Here is a 15,223-nt window from a genome sequence, read left to right as displayed (position 1 = left end):
GCGGTCCAGCAGGAGGTCCCCGTGAGGCTCCGCCGGTTCCTTCCCACGTCGTTCCATAGCGGCTCCGCCGCGGGCGCCCCTTCCCGCTGCATCCGATTTGCGGCTCCGCCGCGTGGGGAGGGCAAGCCCCCGGCCCCCCAAGCGCCCTTCGGGCGAGGACAAGATCGGGAAGGGGCGGGGTGGGGAACGGTGACGCCCCCCGCCTGGTCCCGGCGCGGCTTCGTGGCCGCCACCGGCGCGCTCGGGCTCGGCCTCACCGGGCGCCCCGCGCAGGCCCACGCGCACGCGGCGGCCGAGCCCTACGACACCCTCCGCCACCGCTGGCTCACCCTCGCCCTCGGCGCCGCCTTCGACCCCGCCGCCGAGCCGTACGCAACCCGCCTCGCCCAGACCGGACAGCTGGCCACCGTGTACCGCGCGGAGATGCGGCCTGCCGCCGGTTCGCTCTGGCCCGACCTGCCCTACGACCCGCCCAGCGGGATCACCCGCGCCTACGGCCGCCTCGCCACCATGGCGGAGGCGTACGCCCAGCCCGGCACCGGCCACACCGGCGATGCCGCGCTCGCCGCCGACGTCGCGCTCGGCCTGGACCACCTCGACCGCACCGTTTACCACCCCGGCACCACCCGCTACGGCAACTGGTGGGAATGGCAGATAGGCAGCCCGCGGCTGCTGCTGGACACCCTCGCGGCTCTGTACGACCTGCTCGACCCCCGGCTGCTCGCCCGCGCCCTCGCCGCAGTCGACCACTTCGTACCCGACAGCATGCTCGGCGACTACACCGGCACCTCCACCGGCGCCAATCGCGTCGACCTGTGCCGCGTCGTCGCCCTGCGCGGCATACTCGGCGCGTCCCCCGCCAAGATCGCGCTCGCCCGCGACGCGCTCTCACCCGTCTTCCCGTACGTCACCGAAGGCGACGGCCTCTACGCCGACGGGTCGTTCATCCAGCACACCTGGGTCGCCTACTCCGGCACCTACGGGTATGTGCTGCTGGACGGACTGGGGCGACTGTTCTCGCTGCTGGCCGGCTCGCCCTGGGAGATCACCGACCCCGGTCGGCGGATCATCCACGACAGCGTCGAGCGGGCCTACGCACCCCTGCTGCACGACGGGCTGATGATGGACTGCGTCTCCGGGCGCGCCATCAGCCGCGGGCTCCAGCGCGGCGACGCGCGCCGCATCGCGCAGAGCGACCACCAGCGCGGACACCAGCTCATCGCGGCCGTCGCGCTGCTCGCCGACAGCGCGAGCGAGGCCGAACGCCGACGCTGGCACGGCATGGTCAAGGGCTGGATCGCCCGCGACACCACCAGGCCCGTGCTCACCGACCCGCAGTTCGGCGTGGCCGACCTCGCCCGGCTGCACACCGTCGCCGCCGGCCCCGAGCCGCCCGCCGCCGAACCCGTCGGCCACCGGCTGTTCGCCGCCATGGACCGGGCCGTGCACCGGCGTCCCGGCTGGACCGCCGCGCTCGCCATGGCCTCGGACCGGATCGCGTACTACGAGAACGGCAACGGCGAGAACCCGCACGGCTGGCACACCGGCGCCGGAATGCTCTCCTGGTGGGCGGGCCCCGCCACCCTGGGCCAGTACACCGACGCCTACTGGCCGACCGCCGACCCCTACCGGCTGCCCGGCACCACCGTCTCCGCCATGCGCCTCGCCGACAACGCGGGCGGCGGCTGGGGCGAGCCGAAGCCCGCCGTGCGCTGGGTCGGCGGGACGACGGACGGCGAGTTCGCCGCCTTGGGGCAGCACCTCAAGGGACTCGACAGCACCCTTGAGGCGAGGAAGTCGTGGTTCTTCCTGGCCGACGCCGTCGTCTGCCTGGGCGCCGGGATCACCGCCCGGGACGGCGGCCCCGTGGAGACCGTCGTCGACCACCGCGGCCTCGGCGCGGACGGCACCCACACCCTGACCGTCGACGGCGCCGTCCAGCCCTCCGACCTCGGCTGGAGCCGCGGCTTCCGCCGGGCGCGCTGGGCCCATCTGGAGGGGCACGGGGGCTACGTCTTCCCCAGCGGCGCCCCGCTGCGCGCGCTGCGCGAAGCCCGTACCGGAGCATGGCGGGACATCAACACCGGCGGTTCCGCCGACCCCCTCACCCGCCGCTACCTGACCCTGTGGCACGACCACGGCACCGACCCGGACGGTGCCGCCTACGCCTACCTGCTGATGCCCGGCGCGAGCCGGGCGCTGGTGGCCGCCCGCGCCGCCGACCACGGCTGGCTGCGGATCCTCGCCAACACCGCCGACCAGCAGGGCGTACGGATCGCCGCACTCGGCTGCACGGCGGTGAACTTCTGGCGCGCGGGCACCGTGGGCACGCTCACCGCCGACGGCCCGGTGAGCGTGCTGGTGCGCCGCGGCGGCCGGACCGCCTCCCTCTGCGTCGCCGACCCGGCCCGTACCGGCAGACCGCTGGAGCTGACCTGGAACCACCCGGTGCGCGCGGCGACCGCCGTCGACCCCGCCGTGGAGGTGCTGGGCACCGGGCGGGCCCTGCGACTGCGGATCACCGCGGGCACGGCCGGGGCCACCCACCGCTGCGCCATCACCCTGGGGCACTAGGCTGGGCCACCCGTTCGGGTGGTCTGGTGGGGCATATGACGGGGGGCGGTAGGGGCTTTGTGGGGTGCCGACAGAGCTCGAACCCCCTCGGCCCGCCGGTTCCCGGGGAACTCACTGTTCGGTTCTGTTCCGCCTGCCCACGAAAAGCGCCCCGACGTTGTATGGAATCGACATGAGGTTCCCGGCCCCCCGCCACGTACCGTCAATGCATGACCAATCTCGAAGGTGCGCCCGAAGAGGCGAGTGACGTCCGCGGGCGCGTCGCCGAGCTGCACGCCATCCGCGAGCAGGTACGGCGTGGTCCCAGCGAGCGGGCTACCGAGGCTCAGAAGGCCAAGGGCAAGCTGACGGCTCGGGAGCGGATCGATCTGCTGCTTGACGAGGGATCCTTCAACGAGGTGGAGCCGCTCCGACGGCACCGGGCCACCGGGTTCGGGCTGGAGGAGAAGCGGCCGTACACCGACGGTGTGATCACCGGCTGGGGGACGGTGCACGGACGGACCGTGTTCGTGTACGCACACGACTTCCGGATCTTCGGCGGCGCGCTGGGCGAGGCCCACGCCACCAAGATCCACAAGATCATGGACATGGCCATCGCGGCCGGGGCGCCGCTGGTCTCGCTGAACGACGGTGCGGGCGCCCGGATCCAGGAGGGCGTCTCCGCGCTCGCCGGATACGGCGGCATCTTCCAGCGCAACACCAGGGCCTCGGGTGTCATCCCGCAGATCTCGGTGATGCTGGGCCCGTGCGCGGGCGGCGCGGCCTACTCCCCGGCGCTCACGGACTTCGTCTTCATGGTCCGTGAGACCTCGCAGATGTTCATCACCGGACCCGACGTGGTCCAGGCCGTCACGGGTGAGAAGGTCACCCAGAACGGCCTCGGCGGCGCCGACGTGCACGCCGAGACCTCCGGCGTCTGCCACTTCGCGTACGACGACGAGGAGTCGTGCCTGGAAGAGGTGCGCTACCTGCTGTCGATGCTGCCGCAGAACAACCGGGAGAACCCCCCGGTGGTGGAGTCCGAGGACCCGGCGGACCGCAGGGGCGAGGCCCTGCTGGACCTGGTCCCGGCCGACGGCAACCGCCCGTACGACATGCGCAAGGTCATCGAGGAGATCGTCGACGACGGCGACTACCTGGAGATCCACGAGCGCTGGGCGACCAACATCATCTGCGCTCTGGCCCGGCTCGACGGCCAGGTCGTCGGCGTGATCGCCAACCAGCCCCAGTCGCTGGCCGGGGTGCTGGACATCGAGGCGTCGGAGAAGTCCGCCCGCTTCATCCAGATGTGCGACGCCTTCAACATCCCGCTGATCACCTTGCTGGACGTGCCCGGCTTCCTGCCCGGCGTGGACCAGGAGCACGGCGGGATCATCCGGCACGGCGCCAAGATGCTGTACGCGTACTGCAACGCCACCGTGCCCCGGATCTCCGTCATCCTCCGCAAGGCCTACGGCGGCGCGTACATCGTCATGGACTCCCAGTCCATCGGCGCCGACCTGACCTACGCCTGGCCGACCAACGAGATCGCGGTGATGGGTGCCGAGGGCGCCGCCAACGTCATCTTCCGCCGCCAGATCGCCGGTGCGGACGACCCGGAGGCCATGCGCGCCCGCATGGTCAAGGAGTACAAGTCCGAGCTGATGCACCCGTACTACGCGGCCGAGCGCGGCCTCGTCGACGACGTCATCGACCCCGTCGAGACCCGCACGGTCCTCATCCGATCCCTGGCGATGCTGCGCACGAAGCACGCCGACCTTCCGTCGCGCAAGCACGGCAACCCGCCGCAGTGACGCGAGCATTGGAGACGAACACCACCGTGAGCACTCTCAGCGATCCCGCCACAGGCACCCTCGTCCGCGTCGAGAAGGGCCACGCCGACGCGGAGGAACTCGCCGCCGTCACCGCGGTCCTCCTCGCCCGTGCCGCCAGTGCGCGCCACGGCGCGCATGGTACGCGTCCGGTGGGCCGGAACACCGCCGGCTGGCGGCGCCTGGAGCGCCAGTCGGGCTTCCGCGCCCCGCACAGCTGGCAGGGCTGAACGAAGCAGAAGGCCCGCTCTCCTTTCGGAGAGCGGGCCTTCTGCTGTATCGGGGGCGGGCCCCGGAGACCACCTAGCGCAGGCGCGCCATCAGCGCGTGCTCGACGAGCGTGATCAGGGCGCTCTTGGCTTCGCTGCGGTGCCGGGCGTCGGTGGTGATGATCGGCGCGTCGGGGCCGATCTGGAGCGCCTCGCGGACCTCTTCGGGGGTGTACGGCTGGTGGCCGTCGAAACCGTTGAGCGCGATGACGAAGGGCAGCCCGCTGTTCTCGAAGTAGTCCACGGCGGGGAAGCAGTCGGCCAGGCGGCGGGTGTCGACCAGGACGACCGCGCCGATGGCACCGCGGACCAGGTCGTCCCACATGAACCAGAACCGGTCCTGGCCCGGCGTACCGAACAGGTACAGGATCAGATCCTGGTCGAGCGTGATGCGGCCGAAGTCCATCGCCACGGTCGTCGTGGTCTTGTCGGGCGCGTGCGTCAGGTCGTCGATTCCCGCCGAGGCCGAGGTCATCACGGCTTCGGTGCGCAGCGGATTGATCTCCGAGACCGCGCCGACGAACGTGGTCTTGCCCACGCCGAAGCCGCCCGCCACCACGATCTTCGCGGAGGTGGTGGAGCGAGCTGCATCGCTAGAGCTTGCGAAGTCCACTGAGCACCCTTTCGAGCAGTGTCACGTCAGGCTGGCCGCCGGCGGACTCGTCGCCGCCGGGCTGATGGATGGCGACGAGTCCGGCCTCCGCCAAGTCGGCGACGAGGATCCGGGCGACGCCCAGGGGAATCGCCAAGAGCGCGGAGATCTCGGCGACCGACTTGATCTCCCGGCACAGCTGGCAGATCCGCTGGTGCTCGGGCAACTGGCCCTGCAACCGGGAGGGATCGGCCGTGGTGTGCACCAGTGCCTCGATGGCGAGCTGGTAGCGGGGCCGGGTCCGGCCCCCCGTCATGGCGTACGGACGCACCAGCGGATTGTTGGCGCCGGTGGGGGCCGGCTCGGGGTTCTGCCTCCGGGGCTGCACCGGCTGGATGCGCGGCGCCCGCGGAGGCTGGTACTGCGGGTCGTAGCCGGGCTGCGGCCGCCCCTGGGGCGGTGTCTGCTGCGGCTGCCGCTGGCTTGGTGTGGAGGGGAAGTTGAACCGCTTCAGCGGAGCGTCGTGCTGCGGCTCGGGCCGCGGCCCGCGCTCGTACGGGTAACCGCCATGGGGCGTTTCCACGGTTCCTCCTCCAACTCGCCTGTTTGCCTGTCGCGCCATCGCACCCTATGGCGCGATGGCGCGAATTGCATCGTTTCTCTGCTAGTTGAGAAGGCTGCCTTGCAGTTCCGCGCGCAGGTCGGGGGTGAGGACTCCGCCTGCGCGGTCGACGAGGAGGGCCATCTCGTAGCCGACGAGGCCGATGTCGCACTCGGGGTGAGCGAGGACGGCGAGGGAGGATCCGTCGGAGATGGACATGATGAAGAGGAAGCCTCGTTCCATCTCCACGACGGTCTGGTTGACCGATCCGCCTTCGAAGATGCGGGAGGCTCCGGCGGTCAGCGAGGTCAGGCCGGAGGCGACGGCCGCCAGCTGATCGGCGCGGTCGCGGGGGAAGCCTTCGGACATCGCGAGGAGGAGTCCGTCGGCGGAGACCACGACCGTGTGGGACACCCCGGGGGTGTTGTCCACGAAGTTCGTGATCAACCAGTTCAGGTTCTGCGCCGCCTGGCTCATCGGGCTCACACTAACGCTCCTGATCGTAGGTGCTGCCGGGGCCGAAGCCCTGTTGGTCATGCTGGTCTTGCGAGGTGCTGCTGTCGGTCCCCGTGTTCCGCGCCTGCTGGAGGCCGCGGCGCAGGTTGCTCAACCTGCCGCGGACATCCTCCGGAGCCCGGGAGACCTGCGGGCCGCCCTGCGGGGACTGTGCGGCCGAACCCTCCACGAGGTTGGCCTTGGGCACCCGTCGGGGCAGACCGGAGGAGGTGACCCCGCCGGCCTTCGGCTCACGGAGCTGCTCGGCACGCTGCCAGCGCTCGTCGTTCGCCGAGACCCAGCCGGGACCGTCCTCGCGTGCAGTCCGCGGGCCCGGCGAAGCCTGCGGCCGGGGCTGCTGCTCCGGCGCCTGCTCCGGGACCGCGCCCGCCGCGTCCGGCGTCCCCTCCTCCGGCGACCACTGCTTGGCACGCCGCGGCAGACCCGCGTCGGTCACCGAGGCAGCGCTGCTCGGAGTGGGGCCCGGACGGTGGAACTCTACGCGCTCCGAAGCGACTTCGGGAACGCTGGGCGAGGATTCCGCTTCCGTTCCGTACGAGGCCTCATACGGGGCCTGGTACGAACCGGACTCATCCCACCCACCCTGCTCCATGGGGGAGTTGTAGTCGGCGTACGGCTGCGCCTGGTGCTGCTGCGGCTCCTGGTACTCCGCTTCCGGATAGCCCGTCTGGCGGTACGTCTGGGCCTCCAGGGCGGCACGCCGCCCGCCACGTGCCAGCGACCGCTGCACCGGGTCCATACCGCCCGTGCGGCCGGCGTCCTGGGCGGGCGCCTGCCCGGACGGCTCGCCGTACCCGGAGTCGCCGTAGGGGGACCCGTCGAAGGGCGATTCCTCGAAGCCCAGCTCGGCGGCGGTCCGCAGACCGGGACCGGCCTGCGCGACCTGATGCTGTTCCGGAACGATCCGGGAGACCGTGAAGTCGTCCTCGGGCAGCTCGTCACCGCCACCACCGTGGGTGATCGCGTCCGGCAGCATGACCAGCGACGTGGTGCCCGCCTGCTCGCCCGACGGGCGCAGCTGGACCCGGATGCCGTGTCTGTCGGCCAGCCGGCCGACCACGAACAGGCCCATGCGCTGGGAGACCGCGGCGTCCACGGTCGGCGGATTGGCCAGCTTGTGGTTGATGTCCGCGAAGTCCTCGGCGGTCAGGCCGATGCCCTTGTCGTGGATCTCGACCATCACGCGGCCGTCGGGCAGCCGGGTCGCGGCGACCCGCACCTTGGTCTGCGGCGAGGAGAACGTGGTGGCGTTCTCCAGCAGCTCGGAGAGCAGGTGCACGAGGTCGGTGACGGCCCGGCCGTGGATCTCGCTCTCCGGGACCCCGGTCATCTCGATGCGCTCGTAGTTCTCCACCTCGGAGGAGGCGGCGCGCAGCACGTCGACCAGCGGCACCGGCTGGTTCCAGCGGCGGCCCGGCTCCTCGCCCGCGAGAATCAGCAGGTTCTCGCCGTTGCGCCGCATACGGGTCGCCAGGTGGTCCAGCCTGAAGAGGTTCTCCAGCTGGTCCGGGTCGGCCTCGTTGTTCTCCAGGTGCGTGATGAGCTCCAGCTGGCGCTCGATGAGTCCCTGGTTGCGGCTGGAGAGGTTGGTGAAGATCGCGTTGACGTTGCCCCGGAGCAGCGCCTGCTCGGCGGCCAGCCGGATCGCCTCGCGGTGCACCTGGTCGAAGGCGCGGGCCACCTCGCCGATCTCGTCCCGAGTGGTGATCGGGATCGGCTGGACCCGGGTGTCGATCCGGCCCGGGTCGGTCCGCGACAGCTGGTCGACCAGGGTCGGCAGCCGCTGCTCGGCCACCTCGAAGGCGGCGGTGCGCAGCTGCCGCATGCTGCGGCTCATGGAGCGGGCCATCATGCCCGCGATGATGAACGCCGTGAGCAGCGCGACCAGCACGATCGCGGAGTTGACGATGGCGTCCCGCTTGGCGTCGGCGGAGATCTGCGCGGCCTCGGCCACGGCCTTGTCCGTCATCTCCTGCTCTACCTGGCGGTAGGCGTCGAACTTGGCCGACGCCGCGTCGAACCAGGTGTCGGGCGTGATGCCCTTGGCCTTGAGCTGGCTCGGCGTCTGGCCGGAGGCGATCTCCTGGAGCATCCGCTCCATGGACGGCGGGGTGGTGAACTTCTTGCCCTGGCCCTCGACCACCCGCTTGCGCTCGCCGACCAGTCGCGCGCCCTCCTTCTTGGCGTCGGCCACGGCGTCGTCCAGCCGGGCGACGTCCTGCGGCAGACCGCCGGAGGTGAACTCGTCCAGCGCGATGCGCTCCAGGTACGCGTACGAGGCGAGGGCGGTCAGCTGCGCCCTGCGGTCCAGGGCGGACGGGCCGGGCTTCACCAGTAGGTGGGTGCCGATGGAGCGCTGAAGCGATTCAGCGGCCTTGGCCAGCGAGATCGCGTACACCGTCCGGCCATAGGAGGTGATGTTGCCGGTGCCCAGACCGAGCTCGTTGGCGAACTCCATCAGCGGGTGCTGGATCGCGACGTAGCTCTCTTCCGTCTTCACACCGGTCAGACGGGGGGTGTACGCGTTCCGGCGCAGCGCGTCCAGCTGCGGCTCGGCCGCCTGGAACGCCTTGAGGCGGCGCTTGAGGCCGTCGCTGTCCGGCATGTCGGCGACGCGCTTGTCGAACTCCTCGGCGGCGGCGTCGGTGGCGGCCCGCGCCTTCTTCACCTCGGCGTCGTCACCGCCGGACAGCAGCGGCTGGGCGGACAGGTCACGCTCGTTGACCAGCGCCAGACCGTAGGCGCCCGCGGCCCGCACCAGCCGGGCGGTGCGCTCGGCGTCCTGGGCCTCGCTCCACGTGGTGATGGAGGACTCGACCCGGAAGCCGCCGAAGACGAGGGCGACGAGTACCGGGATGAGCAGAATCGCGTTCAGCCGCGTGGGCACCCGCCAGTTGCGGGGCGAGAGCCTGCCAGGGCTCCCGGCGGGAGCGGCGGGCGTCTCGGGGACATCGGCAGGCGCCTCCGCCGCACGCGGCGGCGGGGTGAAGTTCCCCCGCGCCTGCTGCTGCGCGGAGTCGGGTTTGCTTCGCCTCACTCGACCAACAACCTCTCGGCGTCGGCACCTGGTGTCGTGCCGTTCTCAACTGAGCCCTTACTGCCCAGTTCACGAATTGCAGCACGTCAGGCGGGCGCATTCCAAACACTGCGCAAAGTGTGACAACGACTGCGGGGCGCACAGAAAAAGGGGACATTAAGAGCGAGCCGCAGCAAATGCAAGACCCCAAAAACGCGCACCGAAGTCGAATGTGCGCGCAGCGTGTCCGGCGCGGGAATTTTCTCTGTCGAAACGTTATGAACCCCCGGGCGGGCAAGTGTCCGATGACACAGCCCGCCCGGGAGCGCGTCGACGGCTACTTCAAGCGGGCCATGAGCGCGTGCTCGACCAGGGTGATCAGAGCGCTCTTGGCTTCGCTGCGGGCCCGGGCGTCCGTGGTGATGATCGGGGTGTCCGGACCGATCTGGAGCGCCTCACGGACCTCTTCGGGGGTGTACGGCTGGTGCCCCTCGAAACCGTTGAGCGCGATGACGAAGGGCAGCCCGCTGTTCTCGAAGTAGTCCACGGCCGGGAAGCAGTCGGCCAGGCGGCGGGTGTCGACGAGAACGACGGCGCCGATGGCACCGCGGACCAGGTCGTCCCACATGAACCAGAACCGGTCCTGGCCCGGCGTACCGAACAGGTACAGGATCAGGTCGTCGTCCAGCGTGATGCGGCCGAAGTCCATCGCCACGGTCGTCGTGGTCTTGTCCTGGACGTGGCTGAGATCGTCGATCCCTGCCGACGCCGAGGTCATCACGGCTTCGGTGCGCAGCGGATTGATCTCCGAGACCGCGCCGACGAACGTGGTCTTGCCGACGCCGAAGCCGCCCGCCACCACGATCTTCGCGGAGGTGGTGGAGCGGGCCGTTGCGCCGTTAGAGCTTGCGAAGTCCACTGAGCACCCTTTCCAGCAGTGTCACGTCCGGAGTGCCGCCCGCTTCCGAGCTGCCACCGGGCTGATGGATCGCCACCATGCCGGCCTCCGCGAGGTCGGCCACCAGGATCCGCGCCACACCGAGCGGAATGCTCAGCAGCGCGGAGACCTCCGCGACCGACTTGACCTCCCGGCACAGATGGCAGATGCGCTGGTGCTCGGGAAGCAGCCCCTGCAGGTGGACGGGGTCGGCCGTGGTGCTCACCAGCGCCTCGATGGCGAGCTGGTACCGCGGCCGGGTCCGGCCTCCGGTCATGGCGTACGGACGTACCAGGGGCTGGTCGCCTTCGCCCCCGTACGGCGAGTGGTGATGGCCGCCGTACGGGCCGGGCGAGGCGGGGGGCGGGGTCATGGATCCTCCGGTCGGGACAGCAGATGACGGTGGTGCCGTCGGTCGGTGCCGGTGGGGGGCATCCGGCCGGATGGCCGGACGCGACGGACAGGGCAGATTTCGGATCGGGCGGTCAGCCGAGAAGGCTGCCTTGCAGTTCCGCGCGCAGGTCGGGGGTGAGGACTCCGCCTGCGCGGTCGACGAGGAGGGCCATCTCGTAGCCGACGAGGCCGATGTCGCACTCGGGGTGGGAGAGGACGGCGAGGGAGGATCCGTCGGAGATGGACATGATGAAGAGGAAGCCTCGTTCCATCTCCACGACGGTCTGGTTGACCGATCCGCCTTCGAAGATGCGGGAGGCTCCGGCGGTCAGCGAGGTCAGGCCGGAGGCGACGGCCGCCAGCTGATCGGCGCGGTCGCGGGGGAAGCCTTCGGACATCGCGAGGAGGAGTCCGTCGGCGGAGACCACGACCGTGTGGGACACCCCGGGGGTGTTGTCCACGAAGTTCGTGATCAACCAGTTCAGATTCTGCGCCGCCTGGCTCATCGGGCTCAACTAACGCTCCTGCTGGTAAGTCGGGCCAATGCCGCGATCGTGGTTGCCGTCGGGACCATTACCGGGACCGGTGGCCTGACGGCCCTGCTGGATGCCCCGGCGCAGGTTGGTCAGGCGACCGCGCACCTCGTCGGGCGCGCGCGACACCTGGGGACCGGACTGCTGGGGCTGCTGCTGGGCGGTGCCCTCCACGAGATTCGCGCGGGGGACACGGCGGGGCAAGCCGGATGACGTCACGCCGCCGGCGGCGGGCTCGCGCACCTGCTCGGCACGGCGCCACCGCTCGTCGTTCGGCGACGTACGCCAAGAGGGCGCGGCACCTGCGGAGCCGTTGCCGCCGGGCCCCTGGGGCGCCGGCCGCGGCGCGCGGCCCTGGGCCGGCGGCACGCTCGGGGCGGACGGCCCGGACGCGGTGTCCCGGCGGCCCTGACCCCCGGCTCCGCCGCTCTGCGGGCCGCTGAACCAGTTGGACTCGATGGTGTCGAAGATCGGCGTACGGCCGTCACCCGGACCTGCCGGGGGCAGCGAGGACGGATCGTCGGCGGGCAGGCCGTTCGGCACGGCGGACGGCCGCGGGAACTCGCCGGTGTCACCGGGACCGCGCCCGGCACCACCCTGCGGCCCGCCGACGCCCACACCCGGACCACCCTGCGGAAGGTACCCGCCGGAGCCCGCGCCGGGACGCGGACCGCCGCGGTGCGGCTGCGGGAACTGCCCGGTGTCACCGGGGCCCTGGCCGAGCTCGGGGCGGGCGAACTGCCCGGTGTCACCCGGGCCCTGACCGAGCTGCGGCTGGGGGAACTGCCCCGTGTCGGAGGGCCCTGCCGGCATGCGGTGGTTGCCGGTGGTCTCACTCTCACCGAACCGGGGCTGCGGGAACTGTCCGGTGTCGCCGGGACCCCGGCCGAGCTGCGGCTGCGGGAACTGCCCGGTGTCACCGGGGCCCTGGCCGAGCTCCGGGCGGGCGAACTGCCCGGTGTCGCTGGGACCGCCCTGCCGGGAGTCGCCGAACTGGGGCTGCGGGAACTGTCCGGTGTCACCGGGGCCCTGGCCGAGGTCGGGGCGGGCGAACTGGCCCGTGTCGCCCGGGCCCTGGCCGAGCTCGGAGCGGTTGAACTGGCCGGTGCTGTTCAGGTCGCGGTCGCGACCGGTCTCCGGCCGGGAGAACGGGGACGGGGCGTCGGCCTCGTCGTGGCCGCGCGGCGAGTCCGCCGCGTCACGCTGCGGCGTGGGCCAGTCGTCCTCGCCCGCCGCGGCGCGCCTCGCGCCCCAGCTGGTGCCGGGCTGCTGCGTACCGGGCTGCTGCGTGCCCGGCAGTTCCGGCGCGGGACCGCGCTGCGGAAGCTGCGGACGGCCGGTCCGGTCGGCAGGCGGCTCCGTACGGGCCGGGGTACCGGTCGGCGGGGCCACGGGCGCGGCATCGCCGCCACGGACGGGGAGCGCGGGGCGGCCACCGGCGGCACCGGCGCCCCTCGGGGCGCCCGGGGCGTCACCGGGGGGTCGGCCCGACTCGAACAGGCTCGCACCGGTCGACGTACCGGTCCGGCCGCCGTTCGGCGCACCCGATCCGCCGCCCACCGGGCGCTGGGGGAGTCCGCTGCCGGGCAGCGCGGGCCGCGCCCCGGAACCCGGGACCTGGCGCCGCGACGGGGCGGAGCCGAGCAGTCCGGCGCCGCCGCCCGTACCGCCCGCGACGGGCGCGCCGGGGCCCGAGGGCGCCCCGGACTTGCCGCCCGCGGCGGCACCCGGCTTCTTGCCGCCCTGGGCGACGTCCACCGGGAGCATGACCAGGGCCGTGGTGCCGCCCGAGTCGGACGGCCGCAGCTGGATCCGGATGCCGTGGCGCAGGGACAGGCGGCCGACCACGAACAGACCCATGCGGCGGGACACCGAGACGTCCACGGTGGGCGGGCTGGCCAGCCGCTCGTTGATCGCGGCCAGGTCCTCGGGGGACAGGCCGATACCCGTGTCGTGGATCTCCACCAGCACGCGGCCGTCGGGCAGCGCGTGGCCGGTGACCTTGACCTTGGTCTGCGGGGAGGAGAACGAGGTGGCGTTCTCCAGCAGCTCGGCGAGCAGGTGCACGAGGTCGTTGACCACGCGGCCGGCGACCTCGGTGGACGGGACCGCGCTGAGTTCGATGCGCTCGTACTGCTCCACCTCGGACGCGGCGGCACGCAGCACGTCGACCAGCGGCACCGGTCGCGTCCAGCGGCGCCCCGGCTCCTCACCCGCGAGAACCAGCAGGTTCTCGCCGTTCCGGCGCATACGGGTCGCCAGGTGGTCCAGCTTGAACAGCGACGAGAGCTGGTCGGGGTCCGCCTCGCGGGACTCCAGTTCGGAGATCAGCGACAGCTGGCGCTGGATGAGGCCCTGGCTGCGGCGCGAGAGGTTGGTGAACATCGCGTTGACGTTGCCCCGCAGCAGCGCCTGCTCGGCGGCCAGCCGGACCGCCTCGCGGTGGACGTCGTCGAAGGCCGCGGCCACCTTTCCGATCTCGTCCCGGCTGTGCACACCGACGGACTCCACGGAGGTGTCGACGTCCTGCGGGTCGGACTCGGACAGCTGCTTGACCAGCTCGGGCAGCCGCTTCTGGGCGACCTCCTGCGCGGTGTCCTGCAGTCGGCGCAGCGAGCGCACCATGGAGCGGGCCACGACGAACGCGCCGACCAGCGAGACGCCGAGCACCAGCAGGATCAGCGCACCGTTGAGCCACGCCTCCTGCTCCGCCTCGTCGCGCAGCTCACGCGCCTTCTGCTCCATCTCCGTGAGCAGCGTCCGCTCGATCTTCGACATCTCCGCGAGCTTGATCGAGTCCTGGTCGTACCAGTCCATGTAGCTGCGGTCTTCGGAGGTGATGCCGTTGGGGTCGCGCATCACGCGCTCGGCGTACTTGTTCGCGGCGGTGATGTCGGGCCGGCCGCCGTCCAGCGGAGCCAGCAGGGTGGAGGCGGACTCCGGGCCGCGGATCTGGGTGAACCGCCCCAGCGCGTCGTCCTCCTTCTCCAGCGCGGACTTGCCGAACCGGAGGTCGTTGGAGGACAGTCGCGGGCCCTTGGGGTTGGCGAGCCCGGCGCTGATGATCGCGCGCTGCATGGACGCGTACTCCTTGGCGGAGGAGAACGTGGCCAGCGCACGCGTCTTCTGGATCATGTCGCGGTTGCTGGTGGCCTGCGCCATGTCCTGGGAGAGCGCCAGCAGCGAGGTGATGAGTTCGTTGTAGCTCTGGACGGTCTGGGCGACGTACTCACGGTCGCCGTACGCGTCGTCCCGGAGCGTACGGATCTTGTCCAGCTGCTGGTTGATGTCGACCAGCGTGGACTGCACGCCGATCATCGTGGAGTCGCTCTGGTCGACGTCCTCGATGGCGCGCTTGAACGCCGAGATGGCGCGGGTGGTCTTCTCCCGCGTGGAGACGACGCGGTCGTCCTTCTCCTTGCCGGTCCCGGCCAGCGGGCCCGCCGACTTGTCGCGCTCCTCCTGGAGCGCGTCGGCGAGCTGGGTGGCCTGCTGCGTCATCTCGGTGAGCAGCTTCATGTGGTCCAGCTGCTCGATGTTGTCCAGCGAGGAGTCGATACGCAGCGCACCCAGGGTCGTCGCGGCGACCACCGGGAGTGCGAGCAGCGAGACGAGCCGGGTGCTGATGCGCCAGTTGCGCAGGGCTATTCGGCGGCCGGGCCCGGTGGGACCCTTCGGCCGCGGACGGTCGGTGCCGTCGGCGCCGCCCGAGACGCTCGGCTGGGAGCCGGAGCCGAGCTCGGAACCATGGTCGCCCGGCGTCTGACCGGAGCTCTGGACGCGCTGGGGCGAGGAGCCGCGGTCAGTCACCCCGCGCGGCTCCGGTTCCGCCGAAGCTTCCCCTATGCCCCGGGGGGCCTGGGGAGACCCCTTGTCATCCCTCTTGAAACGTCCCTGCACTAGCGTCGCAACCTCTGGACCAGGCGTCCCGCCGGTGGTTCGGCGGAACGGTGTCGTCGATGGGAACCGCGGCCCCCCGTA

11 protein-coding genes are annotated in these 15,223 nt (G+C 71.7%); 3 read left to right on the top strand and 8 right to left on the bottom strand.

Going from position 1 to position 15,223, the window contains the following annotated elements:
• Nucleotides 1-189 precede the first annotated feature (189 nt).
• From ACQUSR_RS08765 to ACQUSR_RS08755, 3 genes are all read left to right on the top strand, one after another.
• Entirely contained in the window at nt 190-2,574 is a 2,385-nt protein-coding gene (locus ACQUSR_RS08765) for a polysaccharide lyase 8 family protein (protein ID WP_431041985.1), read from the top strand.
• 209 nt (nt 2,575-2,783) lie between these two features.
• Nucleotides 2,784-4,367, top strand: coding sequence for an acyl-CoA carboxylase subunit beta (locus tag ACQUSR_RS08760; RefSeq protein WP_431041984.1), 1,584 nt, complete (start codon nt 2,784-2,786; stop codon nt 4,365-4,367).
• Nucleotides 4,368-4,393: 26 nt separating this feature from the next.
• The gene (locus ACQUSR_RS08755) at nt 4,394-4,615 is read left to right on the top strand and encodes an acyl-CoA carboxylase subunit epsilon (protein WP_431041983.1); all 222 of its coding nucleotides are present in this window, start codon (nt 4,394-4,396) and stop codon (nt 4,613-4,615) included.
• Nucleotides 4,616-4,688: 73 nt separating this feature from the next.
• On the opposite strand, the gene ACQUSR_RS08750 is transcribed toward ACQUSR_RS08755, so the two are convergent.
• From ACQUSR_RS08750 to ACQUSR_RS08715, 8 genes are all read right to left on the bottom strand, one after another.
• Nucleotides 4,689-5,267, bottom strand: coding sequence for a GTP-binding protein (locus ACQUSR_RS08750; protein ID WP_197990503.1), 579 nt, complete (start codon nt 5,265-5,267; stop codon nt 4,689-4,691).
• Nucleotides 5,248-5,829 (bottom strand): DUF742 domain-containing protein, encoded by a 582-nt coding sequence (locus ACQUSR_RS08745; protein WP_431041982.1) that lies wholly within the window; start codon nt 5,827-5,829, stop codon nt 5,248-5,250. The genes ACQUSR_RS08750 and ACQUSR_RS08745 overlap by 20 nt, the downstream gene beginning before the upstream one ends.
• A gap of 81 nt (nt 5,830-5,910) precedes the next feature.
• Nucleotides 5,911-6,324 carry a roadblock/LC7 domain-containing protein gene (locus ACQUSR_RS08740; protein WP_135337964.1) on the bottom strand — a complete coding sequence of 138 codons (414 nt, stop codon included), beginning with the start codon at nt 6,322-6,324 and terminating at the stop codon, nt 5,911-5,913.
• 10 nt (nt 6,325-6,334) lie between these two features.
• Nucleotides 6,335-9,400 (bottom strand): nitrate- and nitrite sensing domain-containing protein, encoded by a 3,066-nt coding sequence (locus ACQUSR_RS08735; RefSeq protein WP_431041981.1) that lies wholly within the window; start codon nt 9,398-9,400, stop codon nt 6,335-6,337.
• Nucleotides 9,401-9,716: 316 nt separating this feature from the next.
• A complete protein-coding gene (locus ACQUSR_RS08730) occupies nt 9,717-10,298 on the bottom strand; it encodes a GTP-binding protein (protein ID WP_304464149.1) in 582 nt (193 codons plus the stop codon).
• Complete coding sequence (locus tag ACQUSR_RS08725) at nt 10,279-10,689, bottom strand: DUF742 domain-containing protein (protein WP_431041980.1); 411 nt, start codon at nt 10,687-10,689, stop codon at nt 10,279-10,281. The genes ACQUSR_RS08730 and ACQUSR_RS08725 overlap by 20 nt, the downstream gene beginning before the upstream one ends.
• A 112-nt stretch (nt 10,690-10,801) precedes the next feature.
• On the bottom strand, nt 10,802-11,215 hold the full coding sequence (locus ACQUSR_RS08720; RefSeq protein ID WP_431047453.1) for a roadblock/LC7 domain-containing protein: 414 nt from the start codon (nt 11,213-11,215) through the stop codon (nt 10,802-10,804).
• Nucleotides 11,216-11,224: 9 nt separating this feature from the next.
• A complete protein-coding gene (locus ACQUSR_RS08715; RefSeq protein ID WP_431041979.1) occupies nt 11,225-15,142 on the bottom strand; it encodes a nitrate- and nitrite sensing domain-containing protein in 3,918 nt (1,305 codons plus the stop codon).
• Nucleotides 15,143-15,223 lie beyond the last annotated feature (81 nt).

The sequence above is a fragment of the Streptomyces sp. P1-3 genome (assembly GCF_050613155.1).
Taxonomy (GTDB): Bacteria; Actinomycetota; Actinomycetes; order Streptomycetales; family Streptomycetaceae; genus Streptomyces.
The sequence above is the reverse complement of the archived record's forward strand: the minus strand, read 5'-3'. Positions and strand labels throughout refer to the sequence as shown.

Excerpts from the sequence above, each read along its gene's own strand:
- ACQUSR_RS08760 (WP_431041984.1), top strand. The coding sequence starts at position 2,784 with ATGACCAATCTCGAAGGTGCGCCCGAAGAGGCGAGTGACGTCCGCGGG.
- ACQUSR_RS08720 (WP_431047453.1), bottom strand. The coding sequence starts at position 11,215 with ATGAGCCAGGCGGCGCAGAATCTGAACTGGTTGATCACGAACTTCGTG.
- ACQUSR_RS08740 (WP_135337964.1), bottom strand. The coding sequence starts at position 6,324 with ATGAGCCAGGCGGCGCAGAACCTGAACTGGTTGATCACGAACTTCGTG.
- ACQUSR_RS08725 (WP_431041980.1), bottom strand. The coding sequence starts at position 10,689 with ATGACCCCGCCCCCCGCCTCGCCCGGCCCGTACGGCGGCCATCACCAC.